The following is a 16,999-nucleotide window of genomic DNA, read 5'->3' as shown; positions in this document are numbered from 1 at the left end:
ACATGGTGGAAATTGCATTGGGCAGCACCGAGCTGCAGGCCGCAGCCGTTGGCTTGGTGACTGGCGTTATCTACACTGCGGTACGTGCGCCGATACCGGCCCCGAACGTGCTCGGCGGGATCTTCGCCATCTTTGGCACGTTCGCGGGATTCGTACTGGTGGCCGCGATGCGGGGGCAGTTGCTGTTCGGCTAGCGGAGGGCCTGGCCTTCGCAAGAAATGCTTTGGATGCGCGGCGGACAGCAATGTCCGCCCGTTTTCGCTGTTGCAGCGTGATGCCAGGGAGGCTCAATTGCACCTTTTGCGTTTTTCCACCGAAGCCTATCCACGCAACCGGCGCGGCGCAGCCTGGCGTGACGAACTCCGCGCCGCACGCCTGCATTGCGAAAGCCTGTGCGCGGATCACACCCTGCACGGCACGATCGAGTCGCGGACCACCCCCGCGGGCATCGAGCTGACCTGCATTGCATCGGTCCCCCAGACGCTGGCCATCACCAGCGGCGACGGCCGCGGCCTGATGCTGCTGATGCTGACCGAAGGCGAAGCGCACCTCGCTGCGCCGGAACTGCGTGAACCGCTGCGGCCGGGGCAGGTGGTCTGCGTGCCGGAACACGCCGCCCGCAGGCTGGCCCTGGCCACCAGCTTCCGGATGCTGATCGTGCACATCGGCCAGGCATTGCTGAGCGCACGCATCACCGCCCCCTTGCCTCGCTCCGCGCTGGTGCTGAGCGGCGACGCCGCGGAACTGTTTGCCCGCCTGCTCCAGTCCATGGCGGCCAGCTTCGACACCATCGTGTCCGCAAACGCCAAGGCCATCCAGCCCTTCGACAACACCATCACCGCCTGCCTTGACGCCGCGCTGGCCGACAGCCAGCCCAGCGCACCGCCGGACATGACGCCCTCGCGCGCGGCCGTCTTTGCGCGCGTCTGCAGCCGCATTGACGCACGCCTTGCCGAGCCGGAGCTCAGCCTCGCCGCCATCGCCGCAGACGAGCGCATGTCGGCCCGCTACCTGCAGAAGCTCTTCGAGAAATCCGGCAGCAGCTTTTCCGCCTACCTGCGCACCAGCCGGCTTGAGCGATGCCGGGCCGACCTGGCCAACCACCAATACGACAAGCTCTCGGTCTCCGACATCTGCTATCGCTGGGGCTTTAACGACCCTTCGCACTTCAGCCACGCGTTTCGCGAACAGTTCGGGATCTCGCCCCGCGCCTACCGTGAGCAGGCCGCGAACACGCCCGAGCATCGCCCACCGCAGAATGTCTCCCGCGGGCTTCCGGCCCATGCGAAACGCGCTCCGGCCAGTCCTGGCGCGCCCGCGAACGATGGCTCTGCTGCGCGCCTGCAAGCGGCGCCCACCATCGTCCCCATCACCCAGGCCCGCTCGCACGCCGCGCGCCCGGAAGGCCGGCACCACTGGCTGCAGGCCACGGACAAGACCGTGCACTGGGGCTATCTCAGCCACGATCTGCCGCCCGTGCTTGAGGTCATGCCCGGCGACACCGTCACCATCGAAACCCTGACGCAGCACGCCTCTGACGACCGGGAACGCATGATCGACGGCGACGCCGGCGCCGAAAGCGTCTTTCACTGGACCGCGGAGCAAAAGAACGTCAACCGGCGCGGCGCGGGCCCCATCGACGCCTCGGTCTATGGCCGCGGCGCGGGCGAAGGCTTTGGCGTGCATATCTGCACCGGCCCGGTCGCGGTGCGCGGCGCCATGCCCGGCGATGTGCTGGAGGTGCGCATCCTGGACGTGCGCCCGCGCCCGTGCTGCAACCCGCGCTTTGCCGGCAGGGCCTTCGGCAGCAACGCCGCGACCTGGTGGGGCTTTCATTACCGCGACATGCTGACCGAGCCGCGCGAGCGCGAAGTGGTCACCGTCTTCGAGATCGATTGCGAACGCGCCGACAGCCGTGCGCGCGCAGTCTACAACTTCCGCTGGACGCCGCAGCGCGATCCGTTCGGCGTGCTGCACCCGACCATCGACTATCCCGGCGTGCCCGTCGATCACGACACCATCGTCAAGAACTACGACGTGCTGCGCGATATCGAGATACCGGTCCGCCCCCACTTCGGCGTCATCGCCGTGGCGCCGGCGCAGGACGGCCTGATCGACTCCATCCCGCCCTCCAGCTTCGCCGGCAACCTGGACAACTGGCGCGTCACCCGCGGCGCCAGCGTCTACCTCAGGGTAGCCGTACCGGGCGCCCTGCTGTCGATTGGCGATCCCCATGCCTCCCAGGGAGACTCCGAGCTGTGCGGCACGGCCATCGAATGCTCGCTCACCGGTGACTTCCAGCTCATCCTGCACAAGAGCACCTTGATCGACCGCGACGCTCCCTTCGCCGACCTGAGCTACCCGCTGGTGGAAACCGCCGACGAATGGATCCTGCACGGCTTCAGCTCGCCGAACCACCTGGCTGAACTGGGCCAGATGGCGCAGAGCCATATCTACCTGAAGTCCACCCTGGACGACGCCATGCGCGACGCCTTCCGCAAGACACGCCGCTTCCTCATGTCGGTCAAGGGGCTGAGTGAAGATGAGGCGGTCGCGCTGATCTCGGTTGCGGTGGATTTTGGTATCACGCAGGTGGTCAATGGCAACTGGGGCGTGCATGCCATTATCAGGAAGTCGATGTTCAGCCGCGCCTAGCAGGCTGTCGCACGGCGCAAGACCCATATGCGTATCCGACGCTGGCCGCGAACGGCAGCCTGCTGGGCTGTCCCGTGATCGATAGCGCAAGCGCCCCGGCTACTGCCGGCGCGGCGCTAGCCATGGCATCATCGGCGGAAGCCTAGGTTATTGGGGCGCGGACTGGGTGGTCGATCAAATGGAGTGAGATAAGTGCTCAAGAAATTGCGCGACATGTTGACTCACAGGCGTATCGCCGAGGAGCGGAATCGAGCTCTCCGAGCACGCTTCGGACGCTCGCGGGAAGAATTGCAACGTTTATTTGCTCGTCCGCTAGATGCGATGCAACTATCAGTGACTGAAAAGAGGCCATCTAAGTACCCTGAAATTTCCAGCTTATTACCCGGAGCGGGCATAAATGCCTTTTACGCTCACTTTCAGCTGGAGTCGGATAAGGTGCATGGGTTTATCGAAGACATTAAAATCGGATTCGATAAAATTGATGAGCACTTGTATATAAAACGCAGCGGCAATGAGGCTGTAGATTTTCTCATTTCCATTGCGTTCAGTAATGAGTTTACTGGATCAATAGTGTCAGTGATGACCAACGATACTTCGGTGTTTGATCGCATAGTAGTGGCCAACTCAAGTCCACCGCCTCCGTGGGTCGCCTTCCCGGAGATTAGCGAACCGCTTAAGCTGGGATTCCTGCAAGGCGACCTTGAATATTGGTGGGATAACTATTGGTCTCCATTCTGGGAATCCTTAACCGCCGAAGAGCGCGAGGCATATTTAGGAAGACACGGAGCCACCGAAGAATGGAAGCGTTGCATTTGGCTTCATGGAAGGGAGGCACGTGAGCTACTGGAAAGCGCGCTGTTTGAGAAGGATCAGGGATAGCATGACCTTCCGGCATGTTCCTGAAGGTGCGTCCGCAATGCGAGCATTACTCCTGAATTTCAATCGACCGATGACTGTCGAGCGCTTGATGAAGGAACTCATTTAAGAGGGGAGCAACCCCGCCGCCGGCCGGCCTTTCAGCAACTGCCGGGCGCCAACACGCACGGCCGAACGCTGCCTGCCGGCCCCTATAGTATCCTCGCGGGTTCCCCGACCCGTACCACGAGATTGATGCACCACACCGACGACGCGCTCCCCGAGCACGAATCCACCGCCATCCACGAACCCCGCCTCTGGCGCGACAAGGGCTGGACCGCCCGCGTCATCAAGAACGAGGATGGCGACGGCTGGGCAGTCGAAATGATCCGCGACGGCAGCGCCGAGCCCGCGCTGGTCGGGCCCTGGACCATGGGACGGAACAAGGTCGATCCCAAGCCGCTGGATGCCACCGCGCACCAGACGCTGGTGAAGACCGCTTCAGAGGTGATCCGGCGGCATGAGCAGCAACTGCATGCGCAGCTCAACAAGCAGGTCAGTATCGAGTCTGAATCCGGCACTGTGATTGTGAAGCTCGTCATTACGCCGGACGAATTCGAGCCCTTTGGCACGCTCACGGCTGAAGATGCCTTCGGCGATGTGCTGGCGACTGTGAAGGTGCGGCCCGACTTTCGGCTGACGCGGGACAGCGCCGAGCGCTGGGCCGCTGGCGGGTTCGACAGGATTCGCTAGGCAACTGCCTGACAACGAAGCGCCGGAAGATTGCGAATCGTCTGATCGCCATAGACGACAGAGATGGGGACACTAGAGCCATCACCGAGACAACGGTGATCGGGCGTACCAACCCGGATCTCATTACAGGTGGCCGTCTCATGCGGCCAAAGTCGCACGTCCACATCCCTCAGTTTAATGGCGGGCCGGGGCGGGGCAGCCGCAAGGCTGGCCGGACTATCCTGTTAATGAGCCGGTATTGGTACCCCCGCTGTCAGGCCCGCCACCCTTTTAATGCAGGTATCAGGCGGGACTTCCAACTTTGATAGGAGCTCGCAATGGAAGAACAAACCGCGTCGAAACAACAAACCGTCTTGATCGCCAATCTGGAAGATTGTCGCGAATCGCTGAATTGCATCAGTGCTGGATTGGACAGGGTGCTGGTTCTGTTGGAAGTGGAAAGCGAATGTTCGGATGCTTGCTTTGGTATCCGGTGCCTGGTGGAGATGATCAAGGCGAAGTTTGATCGGACGGCGGCGGAGATTTGTCCGGTGGCGTGGGGATGCTGATGTGGCCGGGGGTGTAGCTCCGGTGGGATGGAATAACCGCAGCTTCGGCTGCGGTTATTTTTTTGGGGGGGACGGTACGAGGCTGGCTGCCTGCGAGGAGCCACGAGAGCAGTCGCCTGACGACGATTACTACGACGACCTCTATGATGATCTATGTTTCAAGAAAGACTTAACCCCGGCGGCCCAGCGTCTCGGGGTTTTGTCGTTTAAGGTTCCTGCATTGCATTGAGAATCGCGCGGTGCGGGATCAGTTGATCCGCTTCAACACTGCCGGGGTACACTGCGAGCAGGACTTGTGGGAGATCGTCTTGTAGTTTGCGCTTATCGTGCCACTCCTTGGCGCACTATCCATCCAGCTTATCGAAGTACCATTGATGGAAATGTTGCGAACTGCATCGCTGGCCGTGTAGCCCGACGCATTCCTGACGACGTAGAGTCCCGTTCGGCCATCGGCATTGATAACGAGCCGGTGTTGCTGACTACTACCCTTGTTTCCCACGTACGTTCCTGCGGCTGGATGGGCGTTCGGTTCGCATGCCGGAAGCATCATCCAGTTGTGGTTGAGATTCTCGAGCTGGCTTTCCGTTCTATCGCGTGCGCGCACCACCTTCCTTCGGTAACGCGAAACCGATTGGTCATAGGCGCCGAGCGCAGGCCGCACCCCAGCTTCCAAGGCATACCAGTCCCACACAAAGGTTGATCCGATCACCGGGACATGGGCGGCTTGCCTCGTCATGTCGATCATGTACTTAAGCGCTTCTCGATTGCTGTCGATGCGCTTCTTCTGCTCATCTAGATCGCGCAATTCGCTCTTGTGAGCGGCTGCCTTACTGCTCAGCGCCTTCGCATTCTCCCTGAGCACCTCCACGGCTGCAGGTCGCGATGAACACTTGGCCAACGCCTCGGCTGAGACAGGTGTGAGCACTACATCTTTGTAGTCGCCCTCGCTTGCAGCGTCGAGTTTCTGTCCTGCTCGCCGGTAGCCGTCGACGAGCTTGCTCCAGTCGCTTCCAAAATGCTCGGCTCCAGGGTCTTCGCCGTTCTCAATGCGACGAAGAATCTTCTCGACGCTCACAATGTTCTCGTACGCCTCGTTTGCGTCGACTAACGCCTGTGGCAGGTCTGGCGGAACCTGCGCGAGAGATTGATGCCCTTGCAGAACAAGCATTGCAAACACCAAAACGTATCGATTCAGGTTTCTCATTTTTGCTCCTCCTCTATGGCTGCTTAACCGCCGACGCGTTTATACCGCATGTCTGTCACGTCAATCGCACCTGCGCGGAACCCCCCTCCCAGCGCACCAGACAGACTACCTCCGTTGCGCACCGTTCGACTGCTGGACCAGGTGCGCAGGCGCATTCGCTTCCTGCGCCACGACCCGCGCACGGAGCAGGCGCGGCTGTTCGCCGCCTGGTTGACTCTTCTGAGCTTCCGGGTCTGGCCGATTACAGGACCATTCCTCCTCGATGGACCGCAATCGCTGCAAACCGGTTATGGAGTGCGTGAGGAGAAATTTGGGGTCGATAGGCGACCCTGGGTTTCCCTTACCACCGTAACTTCACAAGTTCCGTGAGCGTGGGAAATGGCCAGTCCTCATCGTCAGCCGAATTCGTCAAGCTTGTAGCGAGGGGAGTAAATGGCATTTGCCATGCGTTCCACAATGTCACCGGCCCCATGGACCAAATATGCCAAAGTTTCTCGCACCCGCTTTGGGTCGTTGAATGTTGGGAACTGTCGCTTCCACGTGGCAAGTCCTCCGTCGAAGAAGCGGAATCGATCGTGGAATGAATGAAGGGTCGCCAAGGCGTCGAACAAGTCGGAGTCGTTAGCCTCCATGATCGCCTCGCGGGAACCAAAGACGCGTTTGAGCCGGGGGTAGTTCGTGCCGACTATGCCCGCAGACGGCCAGTAGCGGTCATCGGGAAATTACAGTTGAGTGACTGCTCCTTAAGCTAGTTGCTGCCCCCTCGAAGACCGACAGACTACGTCTGCTGTCGTTGAACCAGTCATTCGGCACCTGTCGAGTCGCCGACTCGTTGGTTGAAACGCGCATCGGCACGCTGCGCTTCTTCGATGGTGTGCCGACAGAGGATACCGCTTCCAAGGTCTATGATCAGCTGGATTTCAGCCGCGGCATCGAAGCTTTTCTCAACGGTATTCCCGGCGCCTCCATGGTGGGCCTGCGCACTGGCAGTCGCGCCGTCGGCGCAGTCAACGGAACGATCGGCATCTTTCAGGACCTGATGGATTCAAGGTCGCTGTACCTGACGGCCAATACCGAAAGCATTTACTACGCAACGTGGATTGACCTAAAGAACGGCCCCGTCGTCATCGAGAGTCCTCCTAACGTGCTGGGCGTAGTCAACGACTTCTGGTTCCGCTATGTTGCCGACCTTGGCAATGCCGGCCCTGACAAGGGCAAGGGCGGGAAGTACCTGATCCTGCCTCCGGATTACAAGGGCGCCGTGCCGGAAGGCTATTTCACCTTCAAATCCCCGACCTACGGCAACCTGGTGCTGGGTCGCGGCTTTATGAAGGACGGGTCGACCCGGGCGGCAGTGGACAGCATCCGGCAGCATATGCGCGTCTACCCGCTCTCCGAGGCTGGTCGGCCGCACGAGCCGAACTTCGTCGAACTTTCTGGCCGGGAAATGAATACGGTGCACGCCAACGATTTCAGCTTCTTTTCCGAGCTTAACCAGATCGTCCAGGAAGAACCTGAGGATTCGTACGGCCCCGACATGATGGGCATCTTTAATGACATCGGACTGGTCAAGGGCCAGCCCTTTGCGCCCGATGCCCGAATGAAGAAGATCCTCACCGACGCAGTCGCCACCGGGAACGCCATTGCCCGTTCGATTGATTTTCGCAGCCGAGCCAAGGAAGCAAGAATCTATCCTAATGCCCACTGGAATACACCGTTCATTGGCGGCAGCTACGAATGGCTGACCAAGGGCGGGGCGCGCAATTTCGACGCGCGAACCATGTTCTTCTATGCGGCCACGGTCAACACACCCGCAATGGCCGTAGCGATGCCGGGGGTTGGGTCACAATACGCATCGGCCAATCTGGATGCGAACGGCCAGGCTTTCGATGGTGCAAAGACCTATCGTTTGCGCGTTCCCGCCGATGTGCCGGCCAAAGATTTCTGGTCGGTTGTCCTGTATGACACACAGACGCGCTCCATGTTGCAAACTGATCAGCGCTTCCCCAGCCTCTCCAGCCAGACCAAACCAAAGGCGAATCCGGACGGCAGCGTGGATGTCTACTTCAGCCCTAAGCGACCCACGAATGTTGACAATTGGGTACAGACGGTTCCGGGCAAGAGTTGGTTTACGATTTTCCGCCTCTACGGTCCGCTGCAGCCCTGGTTCGACAAGACCTGGAAGCTGCCGGATATCCAACGTGTCGGGTGATGTGCCCCTCTGCGTGATGACATGTCACCCAGCGAAACAGCAGTCTGATGTAGACGCCCGCTATGGAGAAAGCAGCCGGTCAGGGTTACTTGCCTGATTGGAACAAGCCGGGCTCGCGACCCGAGTCCCTTCTTCGCCGCCAAGCCAGAACCGCTTCGCTCCATTTTGATCGCGTCTCTCACCCCTTCCACGTGTCCGGCGCATTACGCCGGACGTAGTCCATACCTCAATATCCACGTGCTGGATCGATGATGCTCTCCGGCAATTCCCCGGCAGAAACGCGAATAATATTCTCCGCAATCTGCCTCGCCGCAGACGACGGAATCGCCACCGAAGCCAGGTGGGGTGTGATCAGCACATTAGGCATGCTCCACAGCGGATCCCCGGCAGGCAAAGGTTCGCGCTCGAAAACATCCAGGGTTGCCCCGCCGATGTGGCCGCTTTGGAGCAGGTCCGTAAGCGCCGCCTGATCGACCAGTGCGCCCCGCGCGACGTTGATGAAGGCCGCGCCTCGCGGCAGCCGCTCGAGTCGCGCCCGATCCAGGATGCCAGCCGTCTGCGGCGTGAGCGGCAGCATCACGACGACAATGTCCGCCTGTCCGAGCACGGTGTCGAGCGTTTCCAGTCCGGCAAAGCATTCCACGCCTTCGATCTGCGCCGGGCTGCGCGACCAGCCGATCACCTTGAGCCCCTGGCGCTGCAGTTCGTGGGCCGCTCTCGCGCCCAGCTGACCGAGCCCCAGAACCGCCACGCGGATGTCTTCCGGAGAACGGGGATGACGGTAGGCCCACTCGCCCCGCCGCTGCGCCTGCTCGAAGTACGGGATGTCCCGGGCGTGCCGCAGCACAGCGAACAGCACGTACCCCGCCATCATGCGCGCCATCTGCGGGTCCGTGAGCCGTGTGATCGGAATGCCTTGGGGAAGGTCCTGCCGCTGAACCAGTGAATCAACCCCCGCCCCCAAATTGACGATCAGGCGCAGGTTCGTCATCCCGGCAAAGAAATTCTCCGGCGGTTTCCAGGCGAGCGCGTAGTGAATGTCGGCCGGCCGGGTGATTTCGCTGGAGTGAATGACCTTCAGCTTCGGGAGCTGGGCCTGGAGCGCGCGCTTCCACGTGTCGAAATCGTCGAATGCGCTGTAGAAGGCCAGCGCGCCCGACGGGGTGTCTTCAGAAATTGGCATCTTGGCAACTGCATTGAGAATAATGGCAAGGACGACAGCGAGAGTACATCTTGCTGCCGTTCCGCGTGCGCATGGGAAATCAGACCGCTGCTCTGCCCTTCTGCACCAGCCGCGTGACGGCCTCGATGGCAAATTCGTAGCCGTCGCCGCCCAGCCCGGCGATCACGCCATCCGCCACCTTGGAGATGTAGGAGTGGTGGCGGAACGGCTCGCGCTTCCAGATGTTGCTCATATGGGTTTCAATGATCTTGCCGGGGAAAGACAGCAAGGCATCGAGGATCGGAATCGACGAGTAGGTCAGGCCGGCCGCATTGATGATGATGCCGTCCGCCACGCCGCGCGCTTCCTGGATCCAGTCGACCAGCTGTCCCTCGTAGTTCGACTGCAAGAAGCGCAGGTCGGCATTCAGGGACGCGGCCTTTTTCTCGCATCGAGACTGCAGCACCGGAAAGCTGTCGCTGCCGTACGTCTTGTTGGCGTCCAGGCCATATAGATTGGCGTTGGGGCCGTTCAGGAACCAGATGGTGATTCTCTCGCTCATGTTCTGCCTCTGTATCTCAACCTTCGTGGGGGCGCGTGGCCTGCATGGCGGGCAGGCTTTGGAAAGCCTCATTCCAGCGTGCCGCGTTGCGGTATTGGGCGCGCCAGTCGAGTTCGGGAAACCGGAAGTCCAGATACCCCAGCGCGCAGCCAATGGTGATTTCACCGATGGTGGGCTGTTCTTCCGCCAGGTCCGGTGCGATGGCGTCGATTGACTCGAGGCAGGCGCTGACTTTCGTCAGCAGCGCTTCGCGCCACGTGGGCCACTGGACTTCCTCGGGGCGCGCCGTCCGTTCGTAGCGCGCGAGCAGCGCGGCGTCGAGCAGGCCATCGCCGAGCGCCTGGCGGGTCAGGGCCGTCCAGCGCGCGGGGCCGGAGGCGGGAAAGATGTCCGCGGCGTCTGCCCGGCTGGTCAGGTACTCGCAAATCACCCGGCTGTCATAGATGGACTGGCCATTTTCCAGGATCAGCGTCGGGACTTTGGCGAGCGGGTTGTGGGCCGCGATGCGCGGGTCGCGCCGCACCGGATGGGCGGCGCTGTCCAGCAGCTCGATGGATTCGGCCTGCCCCGTCAGGTGTGCGCAGACCATGACCTTGCGCACGAATGGCGAGGTCGGAGCGAAAAGGAGTTTCAGCATGGTTAATTGGCCTCTATGGGATCAGGACCAGCTTGCCGAAGACCTTGCCGCTTTCCAGCATCTGGTGGGACGCGACCGCCTCCGCGAGCGGGAAGGTGGCGTGGATGCGCGGCTTGACCCGTCCGTTCTTCAGCAGCGGCATGACATGGCGGGCAAGGCTCTGGGCCATCCGGGTCTTTTCGTAATGGCTCTGGGGGCGCATGGTGGACGAGTGCAGGCTCACCTGGCGCTGCATCAGCGTCAGCAGTTCGACATTGACCGCCGAACCCTGCATGAAGGACAGGCTGACATGGCGGCCGCCGAAGGCCATGGCGGCAAGATTGCGGCGGACATAGTCGCCGCCGACGATATCGATGACCACGTCGACCCCGCGCCCATCGGTGTGCTCCAGGCAGGCCTTGGTGAAATCGGTGGTGGGCCAGCAGATCGTCGCATCGGCGCCCATGGCGCGCAGTTCCGGAAAACGGCTTTCGTCGTTGTCCGTGACGATGACGGTTGCGCCGGCGGCATGCGCCATGCGGATCGTGAGCGTGCCGATGCCGCCGGCTGCACCGTGGATCAGGACGGTTTCGCCCATGGCCAGGCGGCCCAGCTCGAACAGGTTGTGCCACACGGTGAACAGCCCCTCGGGCAAGGCGGCTGCCTCAACATCGGAAAGCGTGCCGGGCACGATGAAGGACTGATCGACCGGCGCCGTACACCACGGCGCATAGCCGCCGCCGGGCACCAGGCTCATCAGCCGCTGGCCCATCAGCTGGCTGTCCACACCGGGACCGCAGGCGACCACTTCGCCGCAGACTTCCAGCCCGAGCACGTCGGTGATGCCGGGCGCGGGCTTGGCGATACCTTGACGCTGCATGATGTCGGGCCGGTTGACGCCGGCGGCGAGCACGCGTAGCAGGACTTCGCCAGCACCGGGCTCGGGCATGGGGCGCTCGGCCAGCGTTAGCACACCGGCGTCGCCGGGTTCACGGGCGATGATGGCTTGCATGGAGCGGGGAAGACTGGTCATGGGTGTGTTCTCTCAGGCGGCGTTGTCTGACGCGTTGTGTCATGCCTTCACGTTGCGTTCTTGCATCTGCTCTTACGTCCGCTTCTGCGGACTGAAAATGCTGACACCCTCATCTGGCAGCGCAAGTCCCGCGACCGAGCCGATGGGCCATTGCTGCATGGCGCCCAGGCCCGCACTGCGCACCGTGACGACCTGACGGGCCGTCATCGGAATGTCCACGTCGATGAACGTATTGATGTGATCGCCCTGGTAGACGTGATTGATCACCGTGCCGCTCAACACCGATTCGGCATGCAGATGCTCAAGCTTGATGTGCTCCGGGCGCACGTACACGTCCAGCCTTTCCCCGTCGTGCGATGCGTCGGCCAGGCGGGCATGCGGAAAGCTGATGAGCCCCGAGCCCAGGCGCAGTTGCACGTCCGTTGCCGTCTGGCCGTGATAATGCGCTGGCAGGATATTCACGTCGCCCAGGAAGGACGCCACGAACGGGTCTTGCGGGTTCTGATACAGATCGGCCGGCGACGCGATCTGCCGAATGGTGCCGTTCGACATCACCGCGATCCGGTCGGACATGGCCAGCGCCTCGCCCTGGTCGTGGGTGACGAATACCGTGGTCAGGCGCAAGCGGCGCTGGATTTCCCGGATCTCTACCTGCATGGAGCCGCGCAGGTTCTTGTCCAGGGCCGAGAAGGGCTCGTCCAGCAGCAGTACCTTGGGCTGGATCACCAGTGCCCGCGCCAGCGCCACGCGCTGCTGCTGGCCGCCCGAGAGTTCGCGCGGCTTGCGGTGCCCGAGGCCGTCCAGCTTCACCAGGTCCATCACCTGCTTCACGCGCTGTGCGATTTCGTCCTTGCTCACGCCCCGCATACGCAGGCCATAGCCGATATTGCGCTCGACGGTCATGTGGGGAAAGAGCGCGTAATTCTGGAAGACGATGCCGATCTGCCGCTTGTGCGGCGGCTCGCAGGTCACCGGCTGGCCATCGATGAAGATCTCGCCGGTGTCGGCTTCCGCAAAGCCTGCAATGAGGTTGAGGAGCGTCGTCTTGCCGCACCCGGACGGGCCCAGCAGGGTGAGGAACTCCCCGCGTCGTATCTTCAGCGAGAGCTCGTGCAGCACGGTGTGGTCGTGATACTTCTTGACCACCCGTTCCAGGCTGACTGCGGTATCGGGCTGTGCGTTGTGTTGCTGTGCGGCAGGCTCGGAGTTGGCTACGTTCATAGGTGTACAGAGATTGAGGAGTATGCCGTGCTCCAGGCTTGGGCCCAATGACATCGAGGCCGAGCTGGTACTGGCAAGCAGGATAAGTCAAACAGCCAGTATCGGGACTTTGCCGAAACTGATGCGGTCCCTCGGAAAAAACGAAATGCCTGTTTTCAGGCGCAGGCGGCGCGGATGCGATGGCCGGGAACGCCTTGTGGTGCGCGGGTGCGGGGGGCGGTGCGGGACCCTTCGGCCGGCGCTTTACTTTTTCCTAAGTCCTGAGTTTGAAAAACGTGATTTTCAAACGAGGTGGGCTTCATCAAACTGGCCACCGTCGATGAGCGATGTCTCCAGGGCGCCAGTACGCCTTGCCGTCGAAGCTTCCGTGCCGGGGCGACTGACCGGGGCGATCATTCTTAGGAAATTCAAATGTCAGTGGAAAAAATCAACACCGTGGTGGTCGGTGCTGGCCAGGCGGGCATCGCGATGAGCGAGCATCTCGCGCACATGGGTGTGCAGCATGTCGTGCTGGAACGCAGCCGAATCGCAGAACGCTGGCGCTCGGAACGTTGGGATTCTCTGGTCGCGAATGGACCGGCCTGGCATGACCGTTTTCCCGGGATGAAATTCGAGGGCATTTCGCCGGAGACCTTTCCGTCGAAAGAGCGCATGGCCCAGTATTTCGAGAGCTATGCCGCCATGCTGAAGGCGCCGGTCCGTACCGGCGTGGAAGTCAGGCGGGTGGAACGGCATCAAGGACGTCCCGGCTTCAGGGTGACGACATCCGACGGCATCATCGACGCAGACAACGTCGTTGCCGCAACCGGCCCGTTCCAGACGCCGGCCTATCCGAAGATCGTGCCCGAGAGCGAAAAAATCCGGCAGCTGCATTCCTCGGCCTACAAGAATCCGGGCCAGTTGGCGGAAGGCGGGGTGCTCGTGGTGGGCGCGGGCGCTTCCGGCTCACAGATCGCCGAAGAGCTGCGCCAGGCCGGCAAGACGGTTTATCTCTCGGTCGGCGAGCATTACCGTCCGCCGCGCGCGTACCGTGGCCGGGACTACTGCTGGTGGCTGGGCGCCCTCGGGCTGTGGGATGAAGTGAGGATCCGGCCCAAGAAGGCGCACGTCGCTTTCGCCGTGAGCGGCTATGAAGGCGGCAAGACCGTCGATTTCCGGCGCCTGGCGCACGCGGGCATCAACCTGGTCGGCCTGACCCAATCCTACAAGGATGGCGTCATGACGTTCGAGCCAGGCCTGCCCGAGAACATCGCCGAAGGCGACCGCGCCTACTTCGACGTGCTGCGCGAAGCGGATGCCTATATCGAAGAGAATGGCCTGCCGTTTCCGCCGGAACCTGACGCCTGGGAGCTGCTGCCGGACCCGGAGTGCCTCAAGCACCCGATCCTCAGCCTCGACCTCGCTGACGCCGGCATCACCACGATTCTCTGGGCGACCGGTTTCAAGTTTGATTTCAACTGGCTGAACGTGAAGAATGCCTTCGACGAGAAGGGAGATCCGTTCCACAAGCGCGGCATCTCCGCGGAAAGCGGCATCTATTTCCTGGGCCTGCCGAATCTGGTCAACCGGGCGTCGTCCTTCATCTATGGCGTCTGGCACGATGCGAAATACATCGCTGACCATATCGTGCTCCAGAACGGCTACATGACGTATGAGCGGTCTTGAGCTTGTTCTTGAGGCTGCACGGTGACCTGTCATTGGTAACGAGGTTGCACGCACGAGCTGCCGGATCGGGTGATCCGGCAGCTTTTTGTTTTTCTCAAGGGAGTTCCCATGGCCGAGATGACGTGCATTGAAGACCTGCGCAGGCTGGCGAGAAAGCGCGTGCCGCGCATGTTCTATGACTATGTCGACGGCGGTTCGTGGACCGAATATACCTACCGTGCCAACGAGGCGGATTTTCAGCGTATCGAATTCCGCCAGCGCGTGGCGGTTGACATTGCCGAGCGCAGCACCGCCAGCACCATGGTGGGCCAGCCGGTCAGCATGCCGGTGGCGATCGCGCCCACCGGGTTGACCGGCATGCAGCACGCCGATGGAGAAATCCTGGCCGCGCGCGCGGCGAAGCGGCACGGCATCCCGTTCACCTTGTCCACCATGAGCATCTGCCCGATCGAGGCGGTGGCGGAAGCGACCGGACGCCATCCGTTCTGGTTCCAGCTGTATGTGCTGCGCGACCGGACCTTTGTCGAAAGCCTGATCGACCGTGCCAGGAATGCCAATTGTTCGGCGCTCGTGGTCACGATGGACCTGCAGGTCTTCGGCCAGCGGCACAAGGACAAGAAGAACGGTCTGTCCACGCCGCCCAAGCCGACCCTGCGCAACCTTGTGAACATGGCGAGCAAGCCGCGCTGGTGCATGGGCATGCTGGGTACCAGACACCGTCAGTTCGGCAATATCGTCGGGCATGCCAGGGGCGTCGACAATATCGGGTCGCTGGTGGAGTGGACTCAGGAGCAGTTCGATCCGCGTCTGTCCTGGCAGGATGTTGAATGGATCAAGAAGCGATGGGATGGGAAGCTGATCGTCAAGGGCATCCAGGACCCCGAGGATGCGCGGCTGGCGGTGGCAAGCGGCGCCGATGCCATCATTGTGTCGAACCATGGCGGGCGCCAGCTGGACGGCGCCGCGTCATCGATCTCCACATTGCCGCGCATCGTGGAAGCCGTCGGGGATCGGGTGGAAGTCCATATGGATGGCGGCATCCGCTCGGGCCAGGATGTGCTCAAGGCTATCGCGCTCGGGGCGCGTGGCACGTATATCGGTCGCGCCATGATGTATGGCCTGGGCGCCCTCGGCGAGCAAGGCGTGACCACGGCCTTGAACATCATTCAGAACGAGCTTGATCTCTCCATGGCGTTTTGCGGCAAGACGGATATCCAGTCGGTCGACCGCAGCATCCTGCTGACTTCATTTTGATAGCGTCCTGAGGCGTCCGGGCCGAAGCCGGCCAGGACGCCAGGACTTATTGACAGAGAAACTCGACGAGGCCGGCCAGCATGCGGTCGCAGGCTTCGATCTGCGCCAGCTCCACATACTCGTCGGCCTTGTGTGCGACTTCAATGCTCCCGGGCCCGCAGATCAGCACTGGCGTTTCGTTCCAGCTCTGCTGGAACAATCCACCCTCGCTGCCATAGTCCACCCTGGCGCATGGGGTGCCCGCGGGGAGCAGCGAGGCAAGCAGGCCGACAGCAGGCGAATCCTCGCGCGTGTTCAGGCTGGGATAGCTGTTTGTCATCTGGATGTCTGGCAAGGGCGCCGCAGGATCCAGCGCCTCATTTTTGACGCGCTCGGCCAGGCGTTCCAGGACGCGCTTCAGGATCTCCTCGGGTTTATCTTCCGAGACATTGCGAATCTCGAAACTGACTTCGCATTCGCTGGGCACGATGTTCAAGGCGCGGCCGCCGTGGATGACGCCGGTGTGGACCGTGCTGTAGGGCACGCCATAGCCCTCCTCGCGCGGGCCGCTTTCCGCGAGTTCACGCTGCACGTCCCGCAGGGATGCGACGAGGTCGCTGGCCATGTGGATGGCGTTGAAGAACCTGGGCGCCAGGCCTGAGTGGCCGGCCTGGCCGCAGCAGACCGCCCGGTAGGCAGCCTTGCCCTTGTGACCGGTGCCGATCCGCATCAAGGTCGGCTCGCCGACAATGCACAGGTAGGGTGCGGGGAGGCTGTTCTCCAGGCGGCGCAGCAGGTGGCGCACGCCAACGCAGCCGATTTCCTCGTCGAAGGACAGCGCCAGCTGCAAGGGGCGCTGGAGCCGCCGCCGGGCGGCTGCCACCATGGCGGTCACGGCGCAGGCCACGAAGCCTTTCATGTCGGCTGTGCCGCGTCCGTAGATGCGGCCATCCCGGTGCGTTGCCTCAAAAGGGGGTGAAGTCCAGGGCTGGCCTTCCACCGGCACCACATCGGTATGGCCGGAGAGCAGGACGCCCGGAACGCCCACCGGACCGACCGTCGCAAACAGATTGGAGCGGCTGGGGTCTTGCGGGTCGGGCGCGAGCATCGATTCGATGCCGGCTTCCGCCAGGATGTCCTGGACCTTGTTGATGAGCGCGATGTTTGGCGTCAGGGAAACCGATGCGAAAGAAATGAGCGTTTCCAGGAGAGCGACGCTTGCTGAGGAGGTTTGATTTTCCATCTCTGGCCCTTCTTGAGGGGGCATTGCCAAAACACGG

The 16,999-nt window shown here is 62.0% G+C and carries 15 protein-coding genes; 8 read left to right on the top strand and 7 right to left on the bottom strand.

From position 1 onward, the window contains the following. Positions 1-2 precede the first annotated feature (2 nt). The 5 genes from AC3WON_RS07290 (at position 3) to AC3WON_RS07270 (ending at position 4,811) form a co-directional block, all read left to right on the top strand. Positions 3-194 (top strand): DUF1427 family protein, encoded by a 192-nt coding sequence (locus tag AC3WON_RS07290; protein ID WP_010812533.1) that lies wholly within the window; start codon positions 3-5, stop codon positions 192-194. 97 nt (positions 195-291) lie between these two features. After that, positions 292-2,655, top strand: a complete 2,364-nt coding sequence (locus AC3WON_RS07285) for an acetamidase/formamidase family protein (protein WP_492351517.1) — start codon at positions 292-294, stop codon at positions 2,653-2,655. A 192-nt stretch (positions 2,656-2,847) separates the two neighbouring features. Further along, positions 2,848-3,534 (top strand): hypothetical protein, encoded by a 687-nt coding sequence (locus AC3WON_RS07280; protein ID WP_492317982.1) that lies wholly within the window; start codon positions 2,848-2,850, stop codon positions 3,532-3,534. A gap of 231 nt (positions 3,535-3,765) precedes the next feature. Next, positions 3,766-4,263, top strand: a complete 498-nt coding sequence (locus AC3WON_RS07275; protein WP_492317983.1) for a hypothetical protein — start codon at positions 3,766-3,768, stop codon at positions 4,261-4,263. Between the two features lie 317 nt (positions 4,264-4,580). After that, positions 4,581-4,811 (top strand): hypothetical protein, encoded by a 231-nt coding sequence (locus AC3WON_RS07270; protein ID WP_492317984.1) that lies wholly within the window; start codon positions 4,581-4,583, stop codon positions 4,809-4,811. Positions 4,812-5,058: 247 nt separating this feature from the next. On the opposite strand, the gene AC3WON_RS07265 is transcribed toward AC3WON_RS07270, so the two are convergent. After that, entirely contained in the window at positions 5,059-6,015 is a 957-nt protein-coding gene (locus tag AC3WON_RS07265; protein WP_492317985.1) for a hypothetical protein, read from the bottom strand. A 793-nt stretch (positions 6,016-6,808) separates the two neighbouring features. On the opposite strand from AC3WON_RS07265, the gene AC3WON_RS07260 reads away from it, so the two are divergent. After that, entirely contained in the window at positions 6,809-8,227 is a 1,419-nt protein-coding gene (locus tag AC3WON_RS07260; protein ID WP_492351516.1) for a DUF1254 domain-containing protein, read from the top strand. Positions 8,228-8,453: 226 nt separating this feature from the next. Here the strand turns inward: AC3WON_RS07260 and AC3WON_RS07255 are convergent, their stop codons facing one another. The 5 genes from AC3WON_RS07255 to AC3WON_RS07235 form a co-directional block, all read right to left on the bottom strand. Beyond that, on the bottom strand, positions 8,454-9,410 hold the full coding sequence (locus tag AC3WON_RS07255; RefSeq protein WP_492351515.1) for a 2-hydroxyacid dehydrogenase: 957 nt from the start codon (positions 9,408-9,410) through the stop codon (positions 8,454-8,456). Between the two features lie 79 nt (positions 9,411-9,489). Further along, positions 9,490-9,951 carry a type II 3-dehydroquinate dehydratase gene (locus tag AC3WON_RS07250; protein ID WP_492317988.1) on the bottom strand — a complete coding sequence of 154 codons (462 nt, stop codon included), beginning with the start codon at positions 9,949-9,951 and terminating at the stop codon, positions 9,490-9,492. Positions 9,952-9,967: 16 nt separating this feature from the next. Next, positions 9,968-10,588, bottom strand: a complete 621-nt coding sequence (locus AC3WON_RS07245) for a glutathione S-transferase (RefSeq protein ID WP_492351514.1) — start codon at positions 10,586-10,588, stop codon at positions 9,968-9,970. 13 nt (positions 10,589-10,601) lie between these two features. Then, a complete protein-coding gene (locus AC3WON_RS07240; RefSeq protein WP_492351513.1) occupies positions 10,602-11,600 on the bottom strand; it encodes an NAD(P)H-quinone oxidoreductase in 999 nt (332 codons plus the stop codon). A 72-nt stretch (positions 11,601-11,672) separates the two neighbouring features. Beyond that, positions 11,673-12,821, bottom strand: coding sequence for an ABC transporter ATP-binding protein (locus AC3WON_RS07235; RefSeq protein ID WP_492351512.1), 1,149 nt, complete (start codon positions 12,819-12,821; stop codon positions 11,673-11,675). Between the two features lie 411 nt (positions 12,822-13,232). Here AC3WON_RS07235 and AC3WON_RS07230 point away from each other — a divergent pair, with 411 nt between their 5' ends. Together AC3WON_RS07230 and AC3WON_RS07225 are read left to right on the top strand one after the other, a co-directional pair. Continuing rightward, positions 13,233-14,486 carry a flavin-containing monooxygenase gene (locus tag AC3WON_RS07230; RefSeq protein ID WP_427309073.1) on the top strand — a complete coding sequence of 418 codons (1,254 nt, stop codon included), beginning with the start codon at positions 13,233-13,235 and terminating at the stop codon, positions 14,484-14,486. Between the two features lie 108 nt (positions 14,487-14,594). Then, positions 14,595-15,740: an alpha-hydroxy acid oxidase gene (locus AC3WON_RS07225; protein WP_492351511.1), complete on the top strand. Its 1,146-nt coding sequence runs from the start codon at positions 14,595-14,597 to the stop codon at positions 15,738-15,740. A 46-nt stretch (positions 15,741-15,786) separates the two neighbouring features. On the opposite strand, the gene argE is transcribed toward AC3WON_RS07225, so the two are convergent. After that, complete coding sequence (argE, locus tag AC3WON_RS07220; RefSeq protein ID WP_492351510.1) at positions 15,787-16,962, bottom strand: acetylornithine deacetylase; 1,176 nt, start codon at positions 16,960-16,962, stop codon at positions 15,787-15,789. Positions 16,963-16,999 lie beyond the last annotated feature (37 nt).

This window comes from Cupriavidus sp. FW305-46 (genome assembly GCF_058787075.1).
The sequence above is the reverse complement of the archived record's forward strand: the minus strand, read 5'-3'. Positions and strand labels throughout refer to the sequence as shown.

Coding starts and splice junctions, on each gene's coding strand:
- AC3WON_RS07245 (WP_492351514.1), bottom strand. CDS start 10,588: ATGCTGAAACTCCTTTTCGCTCCGACCTCGCCATTCGTGCGCAAGGTC.
- AC3WON_RS07290 (WP_010812533.1), top strand. CDS start 3: ATGGTGGAAATTGCATTGGGCAGCACCGAGCTGCAGGCCGCAGCCGTT.
- argE (WP_492351510.1), bottom strand. CDS start 16,962: ATGGAAAATCAAACCTCCTCAGCAAGCGTCGCTCTCCTGGAAACGCTC.
- AC3WON_RS07275 (WP_492317983.1), top strand. CDS start 3,766: ATGCACCACACCGACGACGCGCTCCCCGAGCACGAATCCACCGCCATC.
- AC3WON_RS07255 (WP_492351515.1), bottom strand. CDS start 9,410: ATGCCAATTTCTGAAGACACCCCGTCGGGCGCGCTGGCCTTCTACAGC.
- AC3WON_RS07250 (WP_492317988.1), bottom strand. CDS start 9,951: ATGAGCGAGAGAATCACCATCTGGTTCCTGAACGGCCCCAACGCCAAT.
- AC3WON_RS07235 (WP_492351512.1), bottom strand. CDS start 12,821: ATGAACGTAGCCAACTCCGAGCCTGCCGCACAGCAACACAACGCACAG.
- AC3WON_RS07240 (WP_492351513.1), bottom strand. CDS start 11,600: ATGACCAGTCTTCCCCGCTCCATGCAAGCCATCATCGCCCGTGAACCC.
- AC3WON_RS07265 (WP_492317985.1), bottom strand. CDS start 6,015: ATGAGAAACCTGAATCGATACGTTTTGGTGTTTGCAATGCTTGTTCTG.
- AC3WON_RS07270 (WP_492317984.1), top strand. CDS start 4,581: ATGGAAGAACAAACCGCGTCGAAACAACAAACCGTCTTGATCGCCAAT.
- AC3WON_RS07230 (WP_427309073.1), top strand. CDS start 13,233: ATGTCAGTGGAAAAAATCAACACCGTGGTGGTCGGTGCTGGCCAGGCG.
- AC3WON_RS07225 (WP_492351511.1), top strand. CDS start 14,595: ATGGCCGAGATGACGTGCATTGAAGACCTGCGCAGGCTGGCGAGAAAG.